16 protein-coding genes are annotated in these 23,103 nt (G+C 56.9%); 4 read left to right on the forward strand and 12 right to left on the reverse strand.

Annotation, left to right across the window (positions count from 1 at the left end):
- Window position 1: 1 nt before the first annotated feature.
- From rsmA to lptD, 4 genes are all read right to left on the reverse strand, one after another.
- On the reverse strand, window positions 2–823 hold the full coding sequence (gene rsmA / locus GJ746_RS04145; protein WP_154679055.1) for a 16S rRNA (adenine(1518)-N(6)/adenine(1519)-N(6))-dimethyltransferase RsmA: 822 nt from the start codon (window positions 821–823) through the stop codon (window positions 2–4).
- The gene (pdxA, locus tag GJ746_RS04150; RefSeq protein WP_195908796.1) at window positions 820–1,809 is read right to left on the reverse strand and encodes a 4-hydroxythreonine-4-phosphate dehydrogenase PdxA; all 990 of its coding nucleotides are present in this window, start codon (window positions 1,807–1,809) and stop codon (window positions 820–822) included. Before pdxA ends, rsmA begins: the two co-directional genes overlap by 4 nt.
- Window positions 1,810–1,921: 112 nt before the next feature.
- Window positions 1,922–3,208: a peptidylprolyl isomerase SurA gene (gene surA / locus GJ746_RS04155; RefSeq protein WP_154679057.1), complete on the reverse strand. Its 1,287-nt coding sequence runs from the start codon at window positions 3,206–3,208 to the stop codon at window positions 1,922–1,924.
- 54 nt (window positions 3,209–3,262) lie between these two features.
- Window positions 3,263–5,605: an LPS assembly protein LptD gene (gene lptD / locus GJ746_RS04160; protein WP_154679058.1), complete on the reverse strand. Its 2,343-nt coding sequence runs from the start codon at window positions 5,603–5,605 to the stop codon at window positions 3,263–3,265.
- A 244-nt stretch (window positions 5,606–5,849) separates the two neighbouring features.
- On the opposite strand from lptD, the gene djlA reads away from it, so the two are divergent.
- Window positions 5,850–6,677: a co-chaperone DjlA gene (gene djlA / locus GJ746_RS04165; protein WP_154679059.1), complete on the forward strand. Its 828-nt coding sequence runs from the start codon at window positions 5,850–5,852 to the stop codon at window positions 6,675–6,677.
- Here djlA and GJ746_RS04170 read toward each other — a convergent pair.
- On the reverse strand, window positions 6,655–7,392 hold the full coding sequence (locus tag GJ746_RS04170; RefSeq protein WP_227852749.1) for a response regulator: 738 nt from the start codon (window positions 7,390–7,392) through the stop codon (window positions 6,655–6,657). The two genes, djlA and GJ746_RS04170, sit on opposite strands and share 23 nt — an antisense overlap.
- Window positions 7,382–9,007, reverse strand: coding sequence for a sensor histidine kinase (locus GJ746_RS04175; RefSeq protein WP_154679060.1), 1,626 nt, complete (start codon window positions 9,005–9,007; stop codon window positions 7,382–7,384). Before GJ746_RS04175 ends, GJ746_RS04170 begins: the two co-directional genes overlap by 11 nt.
- A gap of 324 nt (window positions 9,008–9,331) precedes the next feature.
- Between GJ746_RS04175 and GJ746_RS04180 the strand changes: the two genes are divergently transcribed.
- Both GJ746_RS04180 and citX read left to right on the forward strand, forming a co-directional pair.
- Entirely contained in the window at window positions 9,332–10,687 is a 1,356-nt protein-coding gene (locus tag GJ746_RS04180) for a 2-hydroxycarboxylate transporter family protein (protein WP_154679061.1), read from the forward strand.
- Between the two features lie 168 nt (window positions 10,688–10,855).
- Window positions 10,856–11,395, forward strand: a complete 540-nt coding sequence (gene citX, locus GJ746_RS04185) for a citrate lyase holo-[acyl-carrier protein] synthase (RefSeq protein ID WP_154679062.1) — start codon at window positions 10,856–10,858, stop codon at window positions 11,393–11,395.
- Window positions 11,396–11,480: 85 nt separating this feature from the next.
- Here citX and rluA read toward each other — a convergent pair whose 3' ends face one another.
- From rluA to araB, 6 genes are all read right to left on the reverse strand, one after another.
- Window positions 11,481–12,140, reverse strand: coding sequence for a bifunctional tRNA pseudouridine(32) synthase/23S rRNA pseudouridine(746) synthase RluA (gene rluA / locus GJ746_RS04190; protein ID WP_154679063.1), 660 nt, complete (start codon window positions 12,138–12,140; stop codon window positions 11,481–11,483).
- 12 nt (window positions 12,141–12,152) lie between these two features.
- A complete protein-coding gene (rapA, locus tag GJ746_RS04195; protein WP_154679064.1) occupies window positions 12,153–15,059 on the reverse strand; it encodes an RNA polymerase-associated protein RapA in 2,907 nt (968 codons plus the stop codon).
- 187 nt (window positions 15,060–15,246) lie between these two features.
- On the reverse strand, window positions 15,247–17,604 hold the full coding sequence (polB, locus tag GJ746_RS04200) for a DNA polymerase II (RefSeq protein WP_154679065.1): 2,358 nt from the start codon (window positions 17,602–17,604) through the stop codon (window positions 15,247–15,249).
- 152 nt (window positions 17,605–17,756) lie between these two features.
- Window positions 17,757–18,452, reverse strand: a complete 696-nt coding sequence (araD, locus tag GJ746_RS04205; protein WP_154679066.1) for an L-ribulose-5-phosphate 4-epimerase — start codon at window positions 18,450–18,452, stop codon at window positions 17,757–17,759.
- Between the two features lie 73 nt (window positions 18,453–18,525).
- Window positions 18,526–20,028: an L-arabinose isomerase gene (araA, locus tag GJ746_RS04210; RefSeq protein ID WP_154679067.1), complete on the reverse strand. Its 1,503-nt coding sequence runs from the start codon at window positions 20,026–20,028 to the stop codon at window positions 18,526–18,528.
- A gap of 10 nt (window positions 20,029–20,038) precedes the next feature.
- On the reverse strand, window positions 20,039–21,748 hold the full coding sequence (gene araB / locus GJ746_RS04215) for a ribulokinase (RefSeq protein WP_154679068.1): 1,710 nt from the start codon (window positions 21,746–21,748) through the stop codon (window positions 20,039–20,041).
- A gap of 337 nt (window positions 21,749–22,085) precedes the next feature.
- On the opposite strand from araB, the gene araC reads away from it, so the two are divergent.
- Entirely contained in the window at window positions 22,086–22,931 is an 846-nt protein-coding gene (gene araC, locus GJ746_RS04220; RefSeq protein WP_154679069.1) for an arabinose operon transcriptional regulator AraC, read from the forward strand.
- Window positions 22,932–23,103: the final 172 nt, after the last annotated feature.

The raw sequence follows: 23,103 nt of genomic DNA on the forward strand, positions 1-23,103 counted from the left end.
GTTAGCTCTCCTTGGTGGGCGCGTTCTCAGATAACCAGTTAGCTAGCTGACAGTATTGCGCCACGGAAATATTCTCTGCGCGTTTTGCCGGGTCGATACCCAGTTCGGTCAACACCTCAACGCTGAACAGATTGCCGAGACTATTGCGGATTGTTTTCCGACGCTGGTTAAACGCTTCGGTGGTGATCCGGCTCAGTACGCGCACTTCTTTTACCGGATGCGGCAGCGTGCGGTGAGGCACCAGGCGCACGACGGCGGAATCAACTTTAGGTGGTGGCGTAAAGGCGCTCGGCGGGACTTCAAGTACCGGGATAATCTGGCAGTAGTACTGCGCCATTACGCTTAGTCGACCATACGCCTTACTGTTCGGCCCGGCAACCAGACGATTGACCACCTCTTTCTGCAGCATGAAGTGCATGTCGGCAATGGCATCAGTATAGCTGAACAGATGGAACATCAGCGGGGTCGAGATGTTGTACGGCAGGTTGCCGAACACGCGCAGCGGCTGACCCAGATTCTGCGACAGCTCGCCGAAATTCATGGTCATCGCATCCTGCTGATAAATCGTCAGCTTAGGTCCGAGGAACGGATGCGTTTGCAGACGGGCGGCCAGGTCACGATCCAGCTCGATAACCGTCAGCTGGTCGAGGCGTTCACCAACCGGTTCGGTCAGCGCGGCGAGGCCCGGGCCGATTTCAACCATCGCCTGGCCTTTTTGTGGATTGATGGCCGAGACAATGCTGTCGATCACAAACCGATCGTTAAGAAAGTTTTGCCCGAAACGTTTACGGGCTAAGTGGCCCTGATGGACTCTATTATTCATTGAGTATTAACAATCATTTTGATGGCGAGATTAAGCGCCGTGATAAAACTGCCGACTTCCGCTTTCCCCTGGCCCGCAAGTTCAAGCGCGGTACCGTGGTCAACGGAAGTGCGAATAAATGGTAAACCGAGCGTAATATTCACGCCGCGGCCAAAGCCCTGGTATTTTAGCACGGGCAGGCCCTGATCGTGATACATCGCGAGCACGGCGTCGGCATGGTCGAGATATTTTGGCTGAAACAGGGTGTCTGCCGGAAGCGGGCCGCTAAGATTCATGCCCTTTGCGCGCATCTCTTCCAGTACCGGAATAATGGTATCGATCTCTTCGGTACCCATATGGCCGCCTTCACCCGCGTGCGGATTCAGGCCGCAAACCAGTACGTGCGGGTCATTGATACCAAATTTGGTGCGAAGGTCATGGTGCAGGATGGTGATGATTTCCCGCAGCAGCTCGGGCGTAATCGCATCGCTTATCGCTTTTAATGGCAGGTGGGTCGTTACCAGCGCCACGCGCAGCTCTTCAGTCGCCAGCATCATAACGACTTTACTGGCCTGCGAACGCTCTTCGAAAAACTCGGTATGGCCGGTAAAGGCAATCCCGGCGTCGTTGATAATACCCTTGTGCACCGGCCCGGTAATGAGGGCGGCGAATTCGCCGTTCAGACAGCCATCGCAGGCGCGGGCCAGCGTCTCCACCACGTAGCCGCCGTTGCTGACGTTGAGCACGCCTGGCTCAACCGGCGCATTGAGAGCGACGGGAAGAAGCGTCAGGGTGCCTGCGCGCTGCGGGGTAGCGGGACCGGTAGGATCGTAAGGCAGAAGCGATAAAGGAAGACCGAGCAGCTTTGCCCGGTCGGTTAACAGAGCGCCATCGGCGCAAATGACCAGCTCTACCGGCCAGTCGCGCTGCGCAAGCTGCACCACGAGGTCGGGGCCAATCCCGGCGGGTTCACCGGGAGTGATAACAACGCGATTCATACACTTCATCCTTCAGGCGCTCTCTTACTGGCTGCGCTTCGTCGCCCCAGTCACAGACCGGGGCGATTCGCTAAGCCGCCTCGATACACCCTGAGTGATGTTGTGTATGAGGCTTATGCGATTAGTTGCTCAGCACCTTAACGTAGGCGCTGGCGCGCTGCTCCTGCATCCAGACCGCCGTTTCTTCAGAGAATTTACGGTTCATCAGCATGCGGTAAGCGCGATCTTTCTGCGCCGCGTCGGTTCTGTCGACGTTGCGGGTATCCAGCAGTTCAATCAGGTGCCAGCCGAAGGATGAGTGAACCGGGGCGCTGGTCTGGCCTTTGTTAAGGCGCAGGATCGCGTCGCGGAATGCCGGATCGAAGATATCCGGCGTCGCCCAGCCTAAATCGCCGCCCTGGTTAGCAGAGCCCGGATCTTCAGAGAACTCTTTCGCCGCTTTAGCGAAGGTGGTTTTGCCGCTCTTAATGTCAGCCGCGATCTGCTCCAGCTTCGCCCGAGCCTGCGCGTCGTTCATAATCGGCGACGGTTTCAGCAGGATGTGGCGAGCGTGAACTTCGGTTACGGAGATATTCTGACTGCCGCCGCGCATATCGTTAATTTTCAGGATATGGAAGCCAACGCCGGAACGAATCGGTCCCACCACATCGCCTTTTTTCGCCGTGCTCAGCGCCTGGGCGAAAATACCCGGCAGTTCCTGAATTCGGCCCCAGCCCATCTGGCCGCCTTTCAGCGCCTGCTGGTCGGCAGAGTAGGTAATCGCCAGTTTGCCGAAGTCCGCGCCGCTGCGCGCCTGCTCAACCACAGAGTTCGCCTGGTCCTGAGCTTCGGCAACTTGCTCTGAAGTTGGGTTTTCCGGCAGCGGGATCAGAATATGGCTGAGGTTTAGCTCGGTGCTGGCGTCGTTCTGATCGCCAATCTGTTTTGCCAGCGTTTCAACTTCCTGCGGCAGAACGGTGATACGGCGACGAACTTCATTATTACGCACTTCCGAAATCAGCATCTCTTTGCGGATCTGATTGCGGTAGGTGTTGTAGTTAATACCGTCATAGGCCAGACGGCTGCGCATCTGATCCATGGTCATGTTGTTTTGTCTGGCGATATTGGCAATAGCCTGGTCGAGCTGATCGTCGGAGATCTTCACGCCCATTTTCTGGCCCATCTGCAGGACTATCTGATCCATGATCAGACGCTCAAGGATCTGATGACGCAGAGTTGCGTCATCCGGCAGCTGCTGCCCGGCCTGGCCGGCGTTAAGTTTTACCGATTGCATCAAGCCATTGACGTCGCTTTCCAGAACAACGCCATTATTGACGACAGCCGCTACTTTATCGACAACCTGTGGGGCAGCGAAACTGGTATTCGCGATCATGGCGATACCGAGAAGCAGCGTTTTCCAGTTCTTCATACTTTTTCCATTTCAATTAACCGCAATTGCGGATTACGTTTTAAACCAGCCACATCACAGGGAGCTCTGGTACGGTAAAATGTTCGAACGCAGCATCTGCTGGGTGCCGAGACCGTAATTGGAGCTCAGGCCGCGCAGCTCAATGTTAAAGCCGAAGGTGTTGTCGTATTTGCTTTCGCTGTTGCCGTTATCCCAGCCGTTGATCTTACGTTCATAGCCGACGCGGATGGCGTAACAGCAGGAGCTATACTGCACCCCTAACATCTGGTTCGCTGACTTTCTGGTATTCGTGTCGTAGTAATATGCCCCGACGACTGCCCAACGATCGACGATTGGCCAGCTGGCAGTCATCCCTACCTGCGAAATACCATCTTTATACTGCTTAGCGTTGGAATAAGACGGCAGAGTTGCCTGAATGTATTCCGGGCTCGCATAGCGGTAGTTAAGCTGTACTAAACGGTTTTCATCGCGACGATATTCCACGGTTCCGCTGCTGGTTGCAACGTTATCCAGACGCGTATCGTACTGAATTCCCCCGCGTAAACCCCAGTTATCGGTGATTCGCCAGTAGGTATCGCCAGCCCATACCAGCGAGCCCCGCGTGTCGTTGTTCTCCCAGTTGATGTTGTCGTCACCGGTACGCGACTCGGTGAAATAGTAGATTTGACCAACGGAAATATTAAAACGTTCAACGGCGGCGGCATCATAAACACGAGATGTGACGCCGGTAGATACCTGGTTGGCAGAGGCAATGCGGTCGAGGCCGCTGTAGGCACGATCGCGGAACAGGCCGCTGTAGTCCGACTGCAGCAGCGTTGAGTCGTAGCTGCCGATTTTGCTCTGGTCACGATACGGGATATACAGATACTGCATACGCGGTTCAAGCGTCTGGGTAAAGTTCTCCTGCATATCGCGCTCGAAAACCATTTTGCCATCGACTTTAAACTGCGGCATTACGCGGTTAACCGAGTCTTTATAGTCGGTACTGTTAGCCGCGTTGTAGTTATCAAGGTTGCTTTGCTGGTAATGGGTTGCCAGCAGTTTTGCCTCGGTATTGATGCTTCCCCAGCCGTTAGACAGCGGCAGGTTGATAGTCGGCTCGAAATGAAGACGGGTCGCTTCCGGCATTCTGCTGTTCGAGTTAACAAAATGCACCGCCTGGCCATAAAAATGGGTATCGAACGGGCCGACATCGTTCTGGTAGTAGTTCACGTCCAGCTGCGGCTCGGCGGAATAGGCGTTGCTTGAGTCGCGGTTAAAGACCTGGAACTGCTTAGTCGATACGGTGGCGTCAAAGTTCTGATTCGCATAGCCCGCGCTGAGTTTCTGCGTGGCGTAGCCGTCGGTACTGGAACCGTATTTGGAACTGAAATCGTTAAAGTAATCCGGGTCGCTGACTTTGGTGTAGTCGGCGCTCAGGCGCCATACCTGATCGATGACGCCGGAATGGTTCCAGTAGAACAGCCAGCGGCGGCTGTTGCTGTCGCCGGAGTGATCGTCCTGATAAATTTTATCCGACGGCAGGTAATCGAACTCGAATAAGCCGGCTCCGGCTCGGGTCAGATAGCGGAATTCATTTTCCCACATCACGCCGCCGCGCTTGCTCATATAGTGCGGGGTGATAGTGGCATCAAAGTTAGGCGCGATATTCCAGTAATAAGGAAGATAGAATTCTGCGCCGTTTTTGGTGCTGTACTTCGCATTCGGGATCAGGAAGCCTGAACGACGCTTGTCGCCCACCGGCAGTTGCAGGTAGGGACTATAAAAAATCGGTACGGAGCCGAGCTTGAAGCGCGCGTTCCAGATTTCGGCGACCTGTTCTTCGCGGTCGTGGATAACTTCGCTGCCGACCACGCTCCAGGTATCAGAGCCAGGCAGACAGGAGGTAAAGGTACCGTTTTCCAGAATGGTATAGCGATTTTCGCCGCGCTGTTTCATCAGATCCGCGGTACCGCGTCCCTGACGGCCAACCATTTGATAATCGCCCTGCCAGACGTTGGTGTCTTTGGTGTTCAGATTGGTCCAGGCTTTTGGCCCTTTGAGGATCACCTGATTGTCGTCATAGTGCACGTTGCCGAGGGCATCAACCGTGCGCACCGGCTGCGGCTGGCCTGCGGCCTGCTGCTGGTGAAGCTGCACCTCGTCGGCCTGCAGTCGGCTGTTCCCCTGATTGATATCAACGTTGCCGGTAAAGACGGCGTTGTCAGGGTAGTTGCCTTTTGCATGATCGGCATCGATCGTCACCGGCAGGTCGTTGGGTTTCCCCTCAACCAAAGGACGATTGTAGCTTGGGACGCCAAGCATACACTGAGTGGCGAGATCGGCAGCAAGGCCTTGCTGGCTATACAAGGCGCTGGCAATCATGGTGGCCAGGAGGCTGGGAATACGTTTTTTCATACGTTGTATTTGTTGTTCCGTCATCGTGTGGCAGCGGCTTGCAAACGGTCAGAGCCTAACTTACTCATCTTAATCGCGCTAGTGTTAATCCTGCCCGTTTCGATCCCGAGCGTTAGGCACCGTGTAGAATGACGAGTATGATAAAGCAAATTATAGGCTATGTCCCACAATTGACCGAGGCGTAAACGCTTTGTAACGTGCGGTCAGATATAGCTTAACTGGCGGCAGAGAGATTGGGGAGTCTATGCAGTATTTGGGTAAAATAATTGGCGTTGCGGTTGCGTTGATGATGGGGGGAGGCTTCTGGGGCGTGGTGCTGGGCTTCTTAGTCGGGCATATGTTTGACCGCGCACGTAGTCGCCGGCTGAATGTTTTTGCCAACCAGCAGGAGCGTCAATCGCTGTTTTTCTCCACCACTTTTGAAGTGATGGGGCATCTGACCAAATCTAAAGGGCGCGTCACCGAGGCCGATATTCATGTCGCCAATTTGCTGATGGATCGGATGAATCTTCACGGTGAAGCGCGTACCGCCGCACAGCATGCGTTTCGGGTCGGAAAATCAGACAATTATCCTCTGCGCGAAAAAATGCGCCAGCTGCGCAGCGTCTGTTTCGGACGGTTTGATTTAATTCGGATGTTTCTGGAAATTCAGCTGCAGGCGGCTTTCGCCGATGGCGACCTGCATCCTAACGAGCGTGACGTGCTGTTTGTGATTGCCGATGAGCTGGGTATTTCCCGCGCTCAGTTCGAGCAATTCTTGCGCATGATGCAGGGAGGGGCGCAGTTTGGCGGCGGGTCCCAGCAGCAATCTTACGGCCAGCGCGGTGGTAACGCAGGCTGGCAGCAGGCGCAGCGCGGGCCAACCCTCGAAGATGCCTGCAACGTACTGGGGGTAAAACCGACCGACGATGCCGCCACCGTCAAGCGCGCTTACCGTAAGCTGATGAGCGAACATCACCCGGATAAACTGGTGGCGAAAGGTTTACCGCCGGAGATGATGGAGATGGCTAAGCAGAAAGCGCAGGAGATCCAGAAAGCCTGGGAGCTGATTAAAGAGCAGCGCGGTTTCTAAACCTCCGGCCTCTCCCGGCCGATGGGAGAGGCGTCACGATACGTTCGCGGCGCGGATGGCCTATCTTGCCGTACAGCATTTCCACTTCCAGAAAACCGATTTCCACGCAGTGCTCCAGATAGCGCCGGGCGGTGGTTTTGCTCAAACCCGCTTCGCTCACCACGTCATCAACCGAAAAGCAGCGTTCTTCTTCGCCGGTAAACAGATTTTGCACCAGCGCCAGCGTTTTTTCCTCAATGCCTTTACTGCCGCTGTCGGCACGATAGTTTTTGGCCTGTAGTTGATACAGCGAATCGACGTTCTGCTGGTCGACGATCTTCCATTCACGCTGCTGATCGTAAAACTGCACAAACCGTTCAAGAGACTGGCTCAGGCGCTTCCACGAGACCGGCTTGAGAATGTAGTCGAAAGCGCCGTTACGGATAGCCTGGCTACAGGTTTCCATGTCGCTGGCAGCGGTGATAAATATTACCGAGCAGTTCGCGTGGGCCATAATGGGGTCATTCATCAGCGTCACCCCTTTGCCGTCCGGCAGATAGTTATCAAGCAAAACCAGCTGCGGCGGTCTGGCGTTGAGCATATGCCGCGCCTGGCCGAGCGATGCCGCCATGCCGGCCAGCCGCATGCGCGGGTGTTTCTGGATTAGCTCGGCGTGCAGCCGCGCCAGTTCGCTTTCATCTTCGATGATCAGAACATCGATCAGGTCATGATGCATGTTGCGTCTCTTCTTGCGGTTGAGCTGGCCCGTTGGCGGGAATAAACAGCGTAAAAATCGCGCCGCGCGGCGCGTTGTCGGCTACTTCTATCGTACCACCGGCCTGGGTGACATAACGCTCGATAAGGTACAGGCCAATACCGTGATCGCCACGGGTTTTGGTGGTGACGCCGCGTTCAAAAATATGTTCGCGGATCTCCGGGCGAATACCTACGCCGCGGTCGGCGACTTCAATCATCAATTCCCGGGCATTGAGCTGAATCAGGATCTCGACCGGCTCGTGCGGCAGTTCGGCACGCTGGGTGGCTTCGATGGCGTTATCCAGCAGATTACCGATGATAGAGATAAGTTCCGATTCCATTAACGACGGCAGCGGGCGATCGATACGACAGGCCGGGTCAAAGCTCAGCTCAACCCCTTTTTCCCGCGCGCGGGCGGCTTTACCCAGCAGCAGGCCGCACAGCGTTGGTGAATTAAAGTGCGATGAAATAAAGTCCAGCAGCTCCTGGGCATGTTCCGACTGCGCCTGAATATAGCGAATCGCCTCATCGTAGTGCCCCATATGCAGCAGGCCGGAAAGAGTGGTCATACGATTGAGCTGCTCGTGACGCATAATGCGCAGATTATCTACGTAGCGTTTCACCTGGCTGAGCTGGGCGCCAAGGGAGTTTATTTCGTCGCGATCGCGAAAGGTAATTACCCAGCCCTGGAGCGAATTCTCCAGCATGATACGCACCCGGCTGGCGAGTACGGTTAACTGGTTAAAACGGCACAGCTCATCGTGGGTATCGTTTTCGAGCATCTCTCCGCTGGCGAAAAACGGCTGCGGCGTAATGACGCTATCGATTGACTGGCCCCGTAGCTGGTGCGCAGGCTGGCTCAGTCCGAGCAGGCGGCGGGCGGCGTGATTTATCACTTCAATACGTCGGTTATGGTCAATTACGATCACCCCTTCGTATATCGACTCCATCATTGCTTTTTGCTGACGCACCAGCAGGCCAATTTCGCGCGGCTCCAGCGAGAAAATTTGTTTCTTAATGCTGCGGGTAAAATACCAGGAGAAGATAAACAGCGCGATAAGCAGCAGCACCGCGGCGACGAATATATTGACCACTTTTTCCAGCGTAATGCTATCGAGGTAGCTGGTGAGGTAGCCGACGGAGACAATGCCAACCACCCGGCCCTCGTCATCGAAAATCGGCGCTTTGCTGCGCAGGGAAATACCGAGCCCTCCCTGACGGATGGTGGTGGTGCTTTTCCCCTCCAGCACCGGCTGGTTATCGCCGCCAACCAGCCGCGTGCCAACCCACTGCGGATGGACCGAATGAAACAGGTGTACGCCATGCTTGTCGCCAATGACAATAAAGCTGGCGTCGCTGTGGGCGGCAATATTTTGCATAAACGGTTTTATCGCCGACGCATCTTCCCGTGCGACCTGCTGACGTAAGTCCGGCATCAGGGCGATTTCTTCCGCCTGTATTTTCGCCCGGGCGCTCATTTCCTGATAAAGCTGATGGCTGGCGTCAAAATAGTAATAAACGCCCAGTAATGAGAACAGAACTGAGAAAAAGGCAACCAGCGCAATAAACAGCTTAAATTGAAATGAAACCTTCATAAGTATGATGCACAGTATCAGTGATGCGGCACTGTATCATCTTTTACGACGCCGGCATCGTGGCGGAGGGAAACCTGTGAGCGCCCACGCGGGCGTCAGGAAACCACAATTATCCGCTGGCGATGAATTTATCAAGGCCAATTAGCCAATGAATTTAAAAACCTTAAAAACCACGGTAATAAATCAGATAAATATCACATAAATAATAGAAACCATAAAAACCATAGTGACCATTAAAACTTCGTTTTTAATCTGGTGAATCTCACATTAAGTCTGCGCCAGGCCCTCTAACCTGAAAAGTAATAATAACCAGAGGGCTTAAACATGAGCACCACAGACAATGCATTCTCTGTATCCATCGACCCTATTAATACCCCGAAAGCGCCGTTGAAGCAGCGCTGGTGGCATATTCTCGACAACTGGAAAGTGGGTATTATCCCGCTGCCGCTCTTTCTGCTGGCTGGCGGCCTGATAGCCCTGGACTGCCTGGGCGGCAAGCTGCCGAGCGATATCGTCGTTATGGTGGCGACGCTGGCCTTTTTTGGCTTTGCCTGCGGCGAATTCGGTAAACGTCTGCCGGTACTGGGCAAGCTTGGCGCCGCGGCTATTTGTGCGACATTTATACCTTCTGCACTGGTGCATTACGGCCTGCTGCCGGATGTGGTGGTGGAGTCGACCACCAAATTCTATAAATCGACCAACATTCTTTATTTGTATATCTGCTGTATTATCGTCGGCAGCATTATGAGCATGAACCGCACTACGCTGATTCAGGGCTTTCTGCGGATTTTCTTCCCGATGCTGTGCGGAGAAATCGTCGGTATGGTGGTTGGCGTCGGCGTTGGTACCGCTCTGGGACTGGAGCCGTTTCAGGTGTTCTTCTTTATTGTCCTGCCGATCATGGCCGGTGGCGTAGGTGAGGGGGCCATTCCGCTGTCGATTGGCTACGCTGCGTTGATGCATATGGATCAGGGCGTTGCGCTTGGGCGCGTGCTGCCGATGGTGATGCTGGGTAGCCTGACGGCGATTGTTATCTCCGGCTGTTTGAATCAGCTTGGCAAGCGATTTCCGCATTTGACCGGCGAGGGTCAGCTGATGCCGAACCGTCGCAACGAGACGCACGCTGAAACGCCCGTCGAGGGCAAAATGGATGTCACGACGCTGGCCTCCGGCGCGCTGCTGGCGGTGCTGCTCTATATGCTGGGCATGCTGGGCCAGAAGACCATCGGCCTGCCTGCGCCGGTAGGAATGCTGTTCCTTGCGGTGCTGCTCAAACTGGTAAACGGCGTCTCTCCACGTCTGCAGGAAGGCTCACAGATGGTGTATAAGTTCTTCCGCACGGCGGTGACCTATCCGATTCTGTTTGCCGTCGGCGTGGCGATTACCCCGTGGCAGGAGCTGGTCAACGCGTTTACCGTGAGCAATCTGCTGGTGATTATCAGCACCGTATCGGCGCTGGTGGCGACCGGTTTCCTGGTGGGCAAAAAGATTGGTATGTACCCTATCGACGTGGCGATTGTCTCCTGCTGTCAGAGCGGCCAGGGCGGCACTGGCGACGTGGCAATCCTGACTTCCGGAAACCGCATGAACCTGATGCCGTTCGCGCAGATCGCAACCAGAATCGGCGGTGCAATTAATGTTTCGCTGGGATTGCTGTTCCTCAGTCACTTTTTGGCATAATTTAACTTTTTTATAACAGTTAAGTCTGCTCTTTCCGCTTAAATGGCGCAGAAAATTTCTGCGCCCCATCTCCAAAACAGGGATCGTTTAGCGATACAATCAGCGCCATTATTCGCGACTGTGACGGCAGCTTGTCCGCCGCCTGTTATTAAGTGAGGAGAGAAACAAATGTCAGTGGATACTCTCGCCCGTGAGGGCGTAAGCATGGAAGCCCTGCTGGCGGCGAAAGAGCAGCGTGCGGCTCGCCAGGCCGACTGGCTGGCCCATTATCAACGCCCGGTAATTTCGCTGACCCTGGTGACGCCGGGCGCGGTGAAAGACAGTATTCGCTACCGTAATATGATGGGCGTGGCGCTGCAGGCCTGCGATCAGATGCTGTGGAAACACCGCTGGCAGACCCTGGATCGCCAGGTGCTGTGGCTACCAACCGGGCCGGAGGCGCTGTGGTGCGTCGATCACGCGGCCAGCGAAATCAAAGCCTTCTGTACCGACCTCGAGCATACACATCCGCTGGGCCGCCTGTGGGATATCGACGTGATTTGCCCGCAAAATGGCCAGGTGGGCCGTCAGTCAATGGGGGAAAACCAGCGCCGTTGTCTGCTGTGTGACGAACCCGCGCACGCCTGCGCCCGCAGCCGCCGCCATGACACCGGGCAGGTGGTGGCCCGCGTTGAGCAGATGATTGATACGTGGTTTGCCCGCGACTAACGCCCTGTTTCCTCGCGGGTATGACCAGCGAAAAATAGCCCGGATGAGCCGCTGGCGGCATGACCCGGGACACGGGTCAGAAGGTTCAGAAGTCAATCGGCGCGCGGAACGTCATCGTATTGCCGAAAGCGGGGTGAGTGATGGTCAGGGTTTCGGCGTGCAGCAGCAGACGCGGGGCCATGGCCAGCGCTTCTGGCGATGCATAAAAGCGATCGCCAAGAATCGGATGGCCCAGGGCCAGCATATGCACGCGCAGCTGATGCGAGCGCCCGGTAATCGGCTTCAGGCGCACGCGGGCGGTATTATCTTCCGCAAACTCCAGCACTTCATACTCGGTTTGCGCCGCTTTGCCGGTTTCGTAACAGACTTTCTGCTTTGGCCGGTTCGGCCAGTCGCAAATCAGCGGTAAATCCACCAGACCTTCGGCTTTTTCCGGATGCCCCCAGACGCGGGCGACGTACTGCTTTTTCGGCTCACGTTCGCGGAACTGACGTTTTAGCTCGCGCTCTGCCGCTTTGGTCAGGGCCACCACAATCACGCCGCTGGTCGCCATATCCAGCCGGTGCACTGATTCTGCCTGCGGGAAGTCGCGCTGAATGCGCGTCATCACGCTGTCTTTGTGCTCAGCAAGCCGGCCTGGCACGGACAACAGGCCGCTCGGCTTGTTGACCACCATAATGTGCTCGTCCTGGTAGAGAATAATCAGCCAGGGATCCTGCGGCGGATTGTAGTTTTCCATCGCCATATTCGCGTTCCGTTACTGGTGAGTGACCACGATTAAGCGCAGCGCATCCAGGCGCCAGCCCGCCTGCGCCAGAGCGTCCATAACCTGCTGACGGTTACTCTCGATAGCCGCCAGTTCATCGTCGCGGATGTTCGGGTTCACGGCGCGCAGCGCTTCAAGGCGCGACAGCTCGGCGGTCAGCTTATCATCGGCTTCTTGACGCGCGGCGTCGATCAGCGCCTGGGCCGCTTTTGCCGCCTGGCCTTCACCCTGTTGCAGTATGGCGTGCACGTCCTGCTGGACGGCGTTGACCAGCTTGCTGCCGGTGTGGCGGTTAACCGCGCTCAGCTGGCGGTTAAAGCTTTCGAACTCTACCTGACCGGCGAGGTTGTTACCGTTTTTATCGAGCAGCATGCGCACCGGCGTCGGCGGCAGGAAGCGGTTGAGCTGCAATTGCTTCGGCGCCTGCGCTTCAACGACGTAAATCAGCTCCAGCAGCAGGGTTCCCACCGGCAGGGCCTTGTTCTTCAACAGCGAGATGGTGCTGCTGCCGGTATCGCCGGAAAGGATCAGATCCAGACCGTTGATGATCAGCGGGTGCTCCCAGGTGATGAACTGGGCATCTTCGCGGGACAGGGCGACATCGCGTTCGAAGGTGATGGTACAGCCATCTTCCGGCAGGCCCGGGAAATCCGGGACCAGCATATGGTCAGACGGGGTCAGGACAATCAGATTCTCTCCGCGATCGTCCTGGTTGATGCCGACGATATCAAACAGGTTCATCGAGAAAGCGATCAGGCTGGTGTCGTCATCCTGTTCTTCAATGCTTTCCGCCAGCTGCTGGGCTTTTTCTCCGCCGTTGGAGTGGATCTCCAGCAGACGGTCGCGACCCTGTTCCAGCTGCGTCTTCAGCGCTTCGTGCTGCTGGCGGCAGGCTTTGATCAGATCGTCGAAGCCGTCGGTGTTTTCCGGCGTCGCGAGATAGTTAATCAGTTCATCATGCACGCTATCGTAGACGGTACGGCCGGTCGGGCAGGTATGCTCGAACGCGTCGAGACCTTCGTGATACCAGCGCACCAGCACCGACTGAGCGGTTTTTTCCAGATACGGCACGTGGATCTGAATATCGTGGGCCTGACCGATACGGTCGAGACGGCCGATGCGCTGCTCCAGCAGATCCGGGTTAAACGGCAGGTCGAACATTACCAGGTTGCTGGCGAACTGAAAGTTGCGGCCTTCGGAGCCGATTTCAGAACACAGCAGTACCTGAGCGCCGGTGTCTTCTTCGGCAAACCAGGCGGCGGCGCGGTCGCGTTCAATAATCGACATGCCTTCATGGAATACTGCCGCACGAATGCCCTCGCGCTCGCGCAGGACCTGTTCAAGCTGCAGCGCAGTGGTCGCTTTGGCGCAGATCACCAGCACTTTCTGCGAGCGATGGCTGGTAAGATAGCCCATCAACCATTCGACACGCGGGTCGAAGTTCCACCAGGTACCGGTATCGCCTTCAAACTCCTGATAAATCTGTTCCGGATAGAGCATATCGCGGGCGCGCTCTTCGGCGTTTTTACGCGTGCCCATAATCCCGGAAACCTTAATGGCCGTCTGGTACTGGGTCGGCAGCGGCAGACGAATCGTGTGCAGCTCGCGTTTCGGGAAGCCTTTTACGCCGTTACGGGTGTTACGGAACAGCACGCGGCTGGTGCCGTGGCGGTCCATCAGCATCGATACCAGCTCCTGACGAGCAACCTGGGCATCATCGCGATCGCTGTTGGCGGCCTGCAATAACGGTTCAATATCCTGTTCGCCGATCAGATCGCTAAGCGCGTTCAGCTCGGTATCGTTTAGCTTATTACCGGCGAGCAGCAGGGCGACGGCATCAGCGACCGGCCGGTAGTTCTGCTGCTCTGCAACAAACTGGGCGAAATCGTGGAAACGGTTAGGATCGAGCAGGCGCAGACGAGCGAAGTGGCTCTCCATGCCCAGCTGTTCCGGCGTTGCGGTGAGCAGCAGAATACCCGGCACGCGTTCGGCAAGCTGCTCAATAGCCTGGTATTCGCGGCTTGGGGCATCTTCGCTCCACACCAGATGATGCGCTTCATCGACGACCATCAGGTCCCACTCGGCATCGCACAGATGTTCCAGACGCTGTTTGCTGCGGCGGACGAAATCCAGCGAGCAGATAACCAGCTGTTCGGTTTCGAAGGGGTTAACGGCATCGTGCTGCGCTTCGGCGTAGCGCTCGTCGTCAAACAGCGAGAAGCGCAGGTTAAAGCGGCGCAGCATTTCCACCAGCCACTGGTGCTGCAGGGTTTCCGGGACGACAATCAGGACGCGTTCGGCAGCGCCGGAGAGCAGCTGCTGATGCAGGATCATCCCGGCTTCAATGGTTTTACCTAAACCGACTTCGTCAGCCAGCAGGACGCGCGGCGCGTGGCGACGACCAACATCGTGAGCGATATTCAGCTGATGCGGGATCAGGCTGGTGCGCTGGCCGCGCAGACCGCTCCAGGGCATGCGGTACTGTTCGCTCTGAAATTTGCGCGCGCGATAGCGCAGGGCGAAACGGTCCATGCGATCGATCTGCCCGGCGAACAGGCGGTCCTGCGGTTTGCTGAACACCAGCTTGCTGTCTAGCAGCACTTCACGCAGGATGACGTTAGCTTCCTGGGTATCAAGGCGGGTGCCAACGTAGGCCAGCAGGCCGTTCTCTTCTTTAACTTCGTCAACCTGGAGTTGCCAGCCTTCATGGCTGGTGATGGTATCGCCCGGGTTAAACATCACGCGGGTGATAGGGGAGTCGTTGCGTGCGTACAGACGGTTTTCGCCGATGGCGGGGAAAAGCAGGGTAACCATGCGTGCGTCCAGCGCAACGACCGTCCCTAATCCCAGTTCGCTCTCTGTGTCGCTAATCCAGCGTTGACCAAGTGTAAAAGGCATATATGTTCGGCTCTTTAGTTCTTTGATTGCAGGCAATAGTTGAGCATCTCCAGGGAGAATCGGAGATACGTCAAAATTGGGTCCAGGAATGGAAAGGGCGCTATATTACTGGATGGCGGAACATTCGTCACGTCCTCCTCACCCTTCATTTTGCGGCTTTTGTGCCAAAAGAAGGGATAAGAAAAGCTCAAAATAGCCCCAGTTGCCCCGTCGCTATTGTAGCAAAATCGTCATCGACAAAGGGAAGAATTCCTTCGGCGACCGGCTCTAATTGCTTAGAGAGATAGTGCTCATAGTCCAGCGGCGATTGCTGATAGTCCACCGGCTCCGGTCCGCCAGTGGTCCAGACATATTTAATGCTGCCGCGCTGTTGATACTGCTGCGGCCTGCCCAGCCTGACGTTTTGTTCGTCAGCGAGCCTTGCCGCGCGCACGTGCGGCGGCACGTTACGTTGATACTCCGCCAGCGGACGACGCAGGCGTTTACGGTAGACCAGCCGATCGTCGAGCTCGCCGTTCATCAGCTTATCAATGGTTTCGCGCACGTACTCGCGATAGGGCTGATTGCGGAAGATAAGCAGATAGAGCTCCTGCTGAAACTGCTGGGCCAGCGGCGTCCAGTCGGTGCGTACCGTCTCCAGCCCTTTAAACACCATGCGCTGCTCGTCAGCTTCCTGAATCATCCCGGCGTAGCGCTTTTTACTGCCGGTATCCGCGCCGCGAATAGTCGGCATTAAAAAGCGGCAGAAGTGGGTTTCGAACTCCAGCTCCAGGGTGCTGACGAGCCCGTCTTTAGCAAGCTCCGTCGCCCACCACTCGTTAACAAAGGTCACCAGCGAACGGCCAATTTTAGCTGCTTCCTCTTCGCTGTGGGCCTGTTTGAGCCACACGAAGGTGGAATCGGTATCGCCGTAGATAACGTCATAGCCCCGGGACTCAATCAGCGCTTTAGTCTGGCGCATTATTGCGTGGCCGCGCATGGTAATGGATGAGGCCAGACGCGGATCGAAAAAGCGGCAGGCGCTGGTGCCGAGCACGCCGTAAAAGGCGTTCATAATGATCTTCAGCGCCTGCGACAGCGGTTTGTTTTTATGCAGTTTTGCTTCGTCGCGCCCGTGCCAGATCTGCCCGACAATTCCCGGCAGGCAGTGCTTTTCTCGCGAGAAACGCGCGCCGAGAAAGCCTTCGGTACTGTGAGCGTCATCGGGCTGCGCCAGACCTTCGACCAGCCCCACCGGGTCGATCAGAAAGGTACGGATAATCGACGGGTACAGGCTTTTATAGTCCAGCACCAGTACCGAGTCGTACAGACCGGGGCGTGAGTCCATCACGTAGCCGCCGGGGCTGGCCTGCGGCGGCACTTCGCCGAGGTTTGGCGCGACGTAGCCGAGACGGTGCATCCGTGGGAAATAGAGATGGCTAAAGGCGGCTACCGAACCGCCGTGACGATCCGCAGGCAGACCGTTGACCGTCGCGCGCTCCAGCAAAAACGGCATGATCTCGGTTTTATGAAAGATGCGCGTGACCAGCTCGCAGTCCTGCAGGTTATAGGTGGCCAGCGCCGGTTTATCGTGGTGAAAGCGGCGGTCGATTTCATCCATTCGATCCCACGGGTTATCAATAGCTTTGCCCTCGCCGAGCAGCTCGCGGGCGACCGATTCCAGGGCAAAAGAGGAGAAATTCCAGAAGGCGGATTTCAGCGCCTCAATGCCGTCGATAATCAGGCGGCCGTTGGCCTGAGCAAAGAAAACGCCATTTTTAAAACCGTGCTCGCGCCACTCCAGCTCGCTGTGGCCGCGCCCGAGCATCAGCGGGATACGATAGCGCTCGGCGTGCTTTTGCAGAACGCGCAAATCAAACTGCACCACGTTCCAGCCGATCAGTACGTCCGGATCGTGGTCGGCAAACCAGGCGTTAAGCTTTTCCAGCAGCAGCGGGCGGCTGGCGACGTACTCCAGTTCGAAGTCGACGGCGGGCGGGGAAGCGGGCGCCGGGCCGAGCATATAGACGACGCGCTGGCCGCAGCCTTCGAGACCGATGCAGTAGAGCTCGCCGTGGCGGCTGGTTTCGATATCCAGAGAAACCCATTTCAGCGGCGGGCGATAGTGGGGATTGGGCTTCAGGCGCGCGTTAACCAACCGCTGGCCGCGCGTCTCGCCTTCAACCCACACCGGGGCGGTGATAAAGCGCTCCATCAAATAGCGTTCCGGCGGACGAACGTCGCCTTCATAAACCGTGACGCCGTTTTCGCGCAGCTTTTTTTCCAGCCGCATCAGCTGGCGGTGAGCGCGACAGTAGAGGCCAAACACCGGCTGGCGATGAAAATCTTGCAGCTTTAGCGTAGCAAGGCGATGGCCGTTTTCTCCCTGCAGCAGGCGTTCAACCTGCGGGCGCTGGGACTCGGGGATGAAAGCCACGGACTCCTGCGGCGGCAGCGTGATCTCAAGCGGGCCGTCATTGGTTGCCAGCCAGAAAGTCAGTTCGGTGCCCTGCGGGGTATCCCGCCAGTGACGGGTGAGTAAAAAACCTTCTCGTGGCTGCGTCACGCCGTGTTCTCAATTAGTAAAAACCAGGCCTGATTATAGCCTGGTTCACTGAATGATGCTGGGATTTTATACAGGTGTGGTGTGCGCTATCTCCCGGAGGCTGTGCACCTGTAGCCCGGCTAAGCGCAGCGCGAGCCGGGGAGAGCGCGGGTTTATTGCCCGTAATAGGCTTTCGCGCCGTGCTTGCGCAGATAGTGTTTATCCAGCAGCGTCTGCTGCATATCCGGCAGCTGCGGCGCCAGCTGGCGGCAGAAGATGCCCATATAGGCGATCTCCTCAAGCACAATGGCGTTATGTACCGCGTCTTCGGCGTCTTTACCCCAGGCAAACGGGCCGTGGGAGTGCACCAGCACGCCGGGCATTTGCGCCGGATCGATGCCTTTTTCACGAAAGGTTTCGACGATCACTTCGCCGGTTTGCCACTCGTACTCGCCGTTGATCTCGTCGTCGGTCATCAGTCGGGTGCAGGGAACCGCGCCGTAGAAATAGTCGGCGTGAGTGGTGCCGGTGGCTGGAATTGACTGTCCTGCCTGCGCCCAGATGGTGGCGTGACGCGAATGGGTATGAACAATGCCGCCCAGCGTCGGGAAAGCCTGATACAGCAGGCGGTGGGTTGGCGTATCTGAAGAAGGTTTTTTCTGGCCTTCAACCACTTCGCCGGTCTCCAGGCTGACCACTACCATATCCTCGGCGCTCATCACGCTGTAGTCGACGCCGGAGGGTTTGATCACCAGTACACCGCGCTCTCGGTCAACGGCGCTGACGTTGCCCCAGGTGAGGGTGACCAGATTGTGCTTTGGCAGGGCCAGGTTGGCTTCAAGGACCTGGCGTTTGAGATCTTCTAACATAGTGTGCTCCGAATAGCTGGCGAGCCAGTTCCCCTCACCTCCTCCTCAGGGGAGAGGGTGAGGGGACAACCGTTTAGCGTTTTGAACCGTAATAAACTTCGTTCCAGCGCAGGGCATCCTTGAAGGACGGCAGGCAGGTTTCGTTATCAATTACGGTCAGCTCGATATCCTGCAGCTCGGCAAACTGGCGCATATCGTCGAGAGTCAGCGCATGGCTGAAGACGGTATGGTGTGCGCCACCGGCGATAATCCAGGCCTCGGACGCGGTGCGCAGGTCCGGATGGGCTTTCCACAGGGCGTTAGCCACCGGTAATTTCGGCAGGTCGTGCGGCGTTTTCACCGTTTCAATGGTGTTAACCAGCAGACGATAGCGATCGCCGAGATCTATCAGGCTGGCAACGATCGCCGGGCCGGTCCGGGTGTTGAAGATGATGCGCGCCGGATCGGCTTTACCACCGATGCCCAGCGGCTGCACGTCGAGAATCGGTTTCTCCGCGGTGGCGATGGTCGGACAGACTTCCAGCATGTGCGAGCCCAGCGCCAGATCGTTGCCTTTCTCGAAGTGGTAGGTGTAATCCTCCATAAAGGAGGTGCCGCCCTGCAGACCGGTTGCCATCACCTTCATGATGCGAAGCAGGGCGGCGGTTTTCCAGTCGCCCTCGCCCGCAAAGCCGTAGCCCTGCTGCATCAGACGCTGTACGGCCAGACCCGGAAGCTGTTTCAGGCCGTGCAAATCTTCAAAGGTGGTGGTGAAGGCGTGGAAGCCGCCCTGTTCCAGGAAGCGTTTCATCCCCAGCTCAATGCGCGCCGCATCAAGGATGTTCTGCCGCTTATCGCCGTGGATTTGCACCGCGGGCGTCAGACGATAGCTGCTTTCGTACTCATCAACCAGCGCGCTGATTTCTCCGTCGGTGACCGCGTTGACCACCTGTACCAGATCGCCCACCGCCCAGGTGTTAACCGAGAAGCCAAACTTAATCTGCGCGGCGACTTTATCCCCGTCGGTGACCGCCACTTCGCGCATGTTATCGCCGAAACGGCACACTTTCAGATGGCGGGTATCCTGTTTTGATACCGCCTGACGCATCCACGCGCCGATGCGCTGATGGGCTTCTTTATCCTGCCAGTGGCCGGTTACCACGCTGTGCTGCTGACGCATCCGCGCGCCGATGAAGCCGAACTCGCGGCCGCCGTGCGCGGTCTGGTTCAGGTTCATAAAGTCCATATCAATGCTGTCCCACGGCAGCGCCGCGTTGAACTGGGTATGGAACTGCATCAGCGGCTTATTGAGGATCGTGAGGCCGTTAATCCACATTTTCGCCGGTGAGAAGGTGTGCAGCCACACCACCATCCCGGCGCACTTGTCATCGTAGTTTGCGTCGCGGCAGATATGGGTTATCTCATCCGGCGTGGTGCCCAGCGGTTTAAGCACCAGTTTGCACGGCAGTTTGGCTTCCGCATTGAGGCTGTTCACCACATGTTCTGCATGCTGCGTAACCTGACGTAGCGCTTCAGGGCCATACAGATGCTGGCTACCGATGACGAACCACACTTCATAATTATTAAAAATAGTCATTTTCATGTCCTTAATGGGTGAGGGCTGCCTGGGATTGCGGTGCGGTTTCCGCCTGTGCAGTCGAAGGGAGATAACGTTGTTCCGCGCTGACCGACCACTGCTGGTAGCGCTGATAGAGTTGTTCGAAACGCTGCGCCTGCTGAGGACGCGGATGCAGGGTGCTTTCCACCTGACTGGCCATATTTTCCTGCGCGGCAGGAATATCGCGGTACACGCCGGCGGCAACGGCGGCGAAGATAGCCGCACCCAGCGCGCAGCACTGATCGGAAGCGACGATCTGCAACGGGCGATTCAGCACATCGCAGCAGGCCTGCATGATCACCGGGTTTTTCCGCGCGATACCGCCAAGCGCCATCACGTTGTTGACCGGAATCCCCTGCTCGGTGAAGCACTCCATAATGGCGCGGGCGCCGAAAGCGGTCGCGGCAATCAGCCCGCCGAACAGCGCGGGAGCGTCGGTGGCAAGGTTAAGATCGGTGATCACCCCTTTCAGGCGCTGGTTTGCATTCGGCGTGCGGCGACCGTTAAACCAGTCCAGCACCACCGGCAGGTGATCGAGAGACGGATTTTTTGCCCAGGCTTCAGTGAGCGCGGGCAGTAGCTGCTTCTGACTGGCTTTGATCTGCTCTTTAAGTTCCGGATGGGCCTGCGCCAGCTGCTCCAGCGGCCAGCCGAGAATACGGCCAAACCAGGCATAGATATCGCCAAAAGCGGATTGACCGGCTTCCATCCCGATAAAGTCAGGCACGACGCTGCCGTCGACCTGGCCGCAAATCCCCTTCACCGTGCGTTCGCCAACGCTTTGTTTATCAGCGATCAGGATATCGCAGGTGGAGGTGCCGATAACTTTGACCAGCGCGTTTGGCTGCGCCCCGGCGCCGACCGCGCCCATATGGCAGTCGAAAGCGCCGCCGGATATAGCGACGGTTTGCGGCAGGCCCAGGCGCTCGGCCCATTCGCGGGTCAGCGTGCCGACCGGCAGGTCCGCCGTCCAGGTCTCGCTGAACATTGGGTACGTCAGGCTCTGGTTGATAATCGGGTCGAGTTCATCGAAGAAAGCGGCTGGCGGCAGACCGCCCCAGCTTTCGTGCCACAGCGATTTATGTCCGGCGCTACAGCGTCCGCGGCGAATATCCTGCGGGCGAGTTGTACCGGAAAGCAGGGCCGGCACCCAGTCGCAGAGCTCAATCCACGACGCGGCGGCCTCGGCGACGGCGCGGTCCTGGCGGGTGACGTGGAGGATCTTGGCCCAGAACCATTCGCTGGAGTAGATACCGCCGATATAGCGAGAGTAATCTTCTTTATCCGGCTGGTGGCACAGGCGGGTGATCTCCTCTGCTTCCTCCACGGAAGTGTGGTCTTTCCACAGTACAAACATGGCGTTAGGGTTGTCGGCGAACTCTTCGCGCAGCGCCAGGACATTACCGTCGGCGTCGATGGGGGCTGGAGTTGAGCCGGTGCTATCAACGCCGATGCCGACGACGGTCGCGCGTTGTTCGGCGCTAAGTGCGGCAAGAACGCTTTTTAGCGCGGCTTCCATCGACTCGATATAGTCGCGTGGATGATGGCGGAACCGGTTGTTTGGGCCATCGCAGAATAGCCCCTCCTGCCAGCGCGGATACCACTCGACGCTTGTGGCGAGCTCTTCGCCGGTCGCGCACTCTACCGCCAGGGCGCGTACTGAATCACTGCCAAAATCGAGGCCAATCGCAATTGCCATACTGTTACTCCATGCTAAAAATCATTCATGGTGCAACAGTAGATATCTGGGCTGAAAACCGTCAGGCCGTATTCGCTAATCTTATGGACTATATTGCTGTTACGCCGCAAAGTGTGACGCCGTGCAAATATTCAATGTGGACTTTCCTGCCATCTTTATAGACACTTCAGTTATGCGCGAAAAGCGCCTGAACTGTGCGCTATGCTCAGTTTTTACCGAGATAAGGCGGGTTTTAATTCGATTTCTAACCCGCGTCGCAGTACGGGCCGTCAGTCAGAAGATAAAATGCAAGGTATGGACAATTGGTGTCCTTAATGTCTCCGGGAGAGCAGCGTTTATGGCCGAAACACAAAACGATCCTTTGTTGCCGGGTTACTCTTTTAACGCCCACCTGGTGACGGGCCTGACGCCAATTGAGGCCGATGGCTATCTGGATTTCTTTATTGACCGTCCGCTGGGCATGAAGGGCTATATCCTTAACCTGACGATTCGCGGCGAAGGGGTGATCAACAATCACGGAGAGCAGTTTATCTGCCGCCCCGGCGACATGCTGCTGTTCCCGCCGGGAGAGATTCACCATTATGGCCGCCACCCCGATGCTCGCGAATGGTATCACCAGTGGGTCTATTTCCGTCCGCGCGCCTACTGGCATGAGTGGCTGAACTGGCCGACCATTTTCGCCCAGACCGGTTTTTTCCGTCCGGATGAGCAGTGGCAGGCGCGCTTTGGCGAACTGTTCGGGCAGATTGTGGAGGCCGGACAGGGCGCGGGGCGTTATTCCGAGCTGCTGGCAATAAACCTGATGGAGCAGCTGCTGCTTAGGCGTATGGAAGCCATCAATGAATCGCTGCATCCGCCGCTGGATAACCGGGTGCGCGATGCCTGCCAGTACATCAGCGATCATCTGGCGGACAGCCATTTCGATATTGCCAGCGTTGCTCAGCACGTATGCCTGTCGCCGTCGCGCCTGTCGCATCTGTTCCGCCAACAGCTGGGGATCAGTGTGCTGGGATGGCGGGAGGATCAGCGAATTAGCCAGGCCAAACTGCTGCTGAGCACCACGCGAATGCCGATCGCCAGCGTGGGCCGTAACGTCGGTTTTGAAGATCAGCTCTACTTTTCGCGCGTGTTTAAGAAATGCACCGGCGCCAGTCCGAGCGAGTTTCGCGCTGGGTGTGAATAAAAAGTAAAGAAAGTGAAATGATGGCCCAGATTGTTAACACAGCCAGTAAACTAGATATACCCTAATTAACTCGAGTTGCAGAGCAAAGCGGTTGGTCGTTGTGCATCGCGCTTGCGGCTACCCGCCAGGGCGAGTCATCCGCAGCCAACGCATCTGCAGCCCGAAGTATGAC

Origin of the sequence: Klebsiella oxytoca (assembly GCF_009707385.1) — a bacterium.
Classification (GTDB): Bacteria; Pseudomonadota; Gammaproteobacteria; order Enterobacterales; family Enterobacteriaceae; genus Klebsiella; species Klebsiella oxytoca_C.

What these genes read in the sequence shown, in the direction of transcription:
- surA (WP_154679057.1), bottom strand. Translation starts at nt 3,208, where the DNA reads ATGAAGAACTGGAAAACGCTGCTTCTCGGTATCGCCATGATCGCGAAT.
- araD (WP_154679066.1), bottom strand. Translation starts at nt 18,452, where the DNA reads ATGTTAGAAGATCTCAAACGCCAGGTCCTTGAAGCCAACCTGGCCCTG.
- djlA (WP_154679059.1), top strand. Translation starts at nt 5,850, where the DNA reads ATGCAGTATTTGGGTAAAATAATTGGCGTTGCGGTTGCGTTGATGATG.
- lptD (WP_154679058.1), bottom strand. Translation starts at nt 5,605, where the DNA reads ATGAAAAAACGTATTCCCAGCCTCCTGGCCACCATGATTGCCAGCGCC.
- araC (WP_154679069.1), top strand. Translation starts at nt 22,086, where the DNA reads ATGGCCGAAACACAAAACGATCCTTTGTTGCCGGGTTACTCTTTTAAC.
- araB (WP_154679068.1), bottom strand. Translation starts at nt 21,748, where the DNA reads ATGGCAATTGCGATTGGCCTCGATTTTGGCAGTGATTCAGTACGCGCC.
- GJ746_RS04180 (WP_154679061.1), top strand. Translation starts at nt 9,332, where the DNA reads ATGAGCACCACAGACAATGCATTCTCTGTATCCATCGACCCTATTAAT.
- GJ746_RS04175 (WP_154679060.1), bottom strand. Translation starts at nt 9,007, where the DNA reads ATGAAGGTTTCATTTCAATTTAAGCTGTTTATTGCGCTGGTTGCCTTT.
- pdxA (WP_195908796.1), bottom strand. Translation starts at nt 1,809, where the DNA reads ATGAAGTGTATGAATCGCGTTGTTATCACTCCCGGTGAACCCGCCGGG.
- GJ746_RS04170 (WP_227852749.1), bottom strand. Translation starts at nt 7,392, where the DNA reads ATGCATCATGACCTGATCGATGTTCTGATCATCGAAGATGAAAGCGAA.
- rapA (WP_154679064.1), bottom strand. Translation starts at nt 15,059, where the DNA reads ATGCCTTTTACACTTGGTCAACGCTGGATTAGCGACACAGAGAGCGAA.
- citX (WP_154679062.1), top strand. Translation starts at nt 10,856, where the DNA reads ATGTCAGTGGATACTCTCGCCCGTGAGGGCGTAAGCATGGAAGCCCTG.
- rsmA (WP_154679055.1), bottom strand. Translation starts at nt 823, where the DNA reads ATGAATAATAGAGTCCATCAGGGCCACTTAGCCCGTAAACGTTTCGGG.
- araA (WP_154679067.1), bottom strand. Translation starts at nt 20,028, where the DNA reads ATGACTATTTTTAATAATTATGAAGTGTGGTTCGTCATCGGTAGCCAG.
- rluA (WP_154679063.1), bottom strand. Translation starts at nt 12,140, where the DNA reads ATGGCGATGGAAAACTACAATCCGCCGCAGGATCCCTGGCTGATTATT.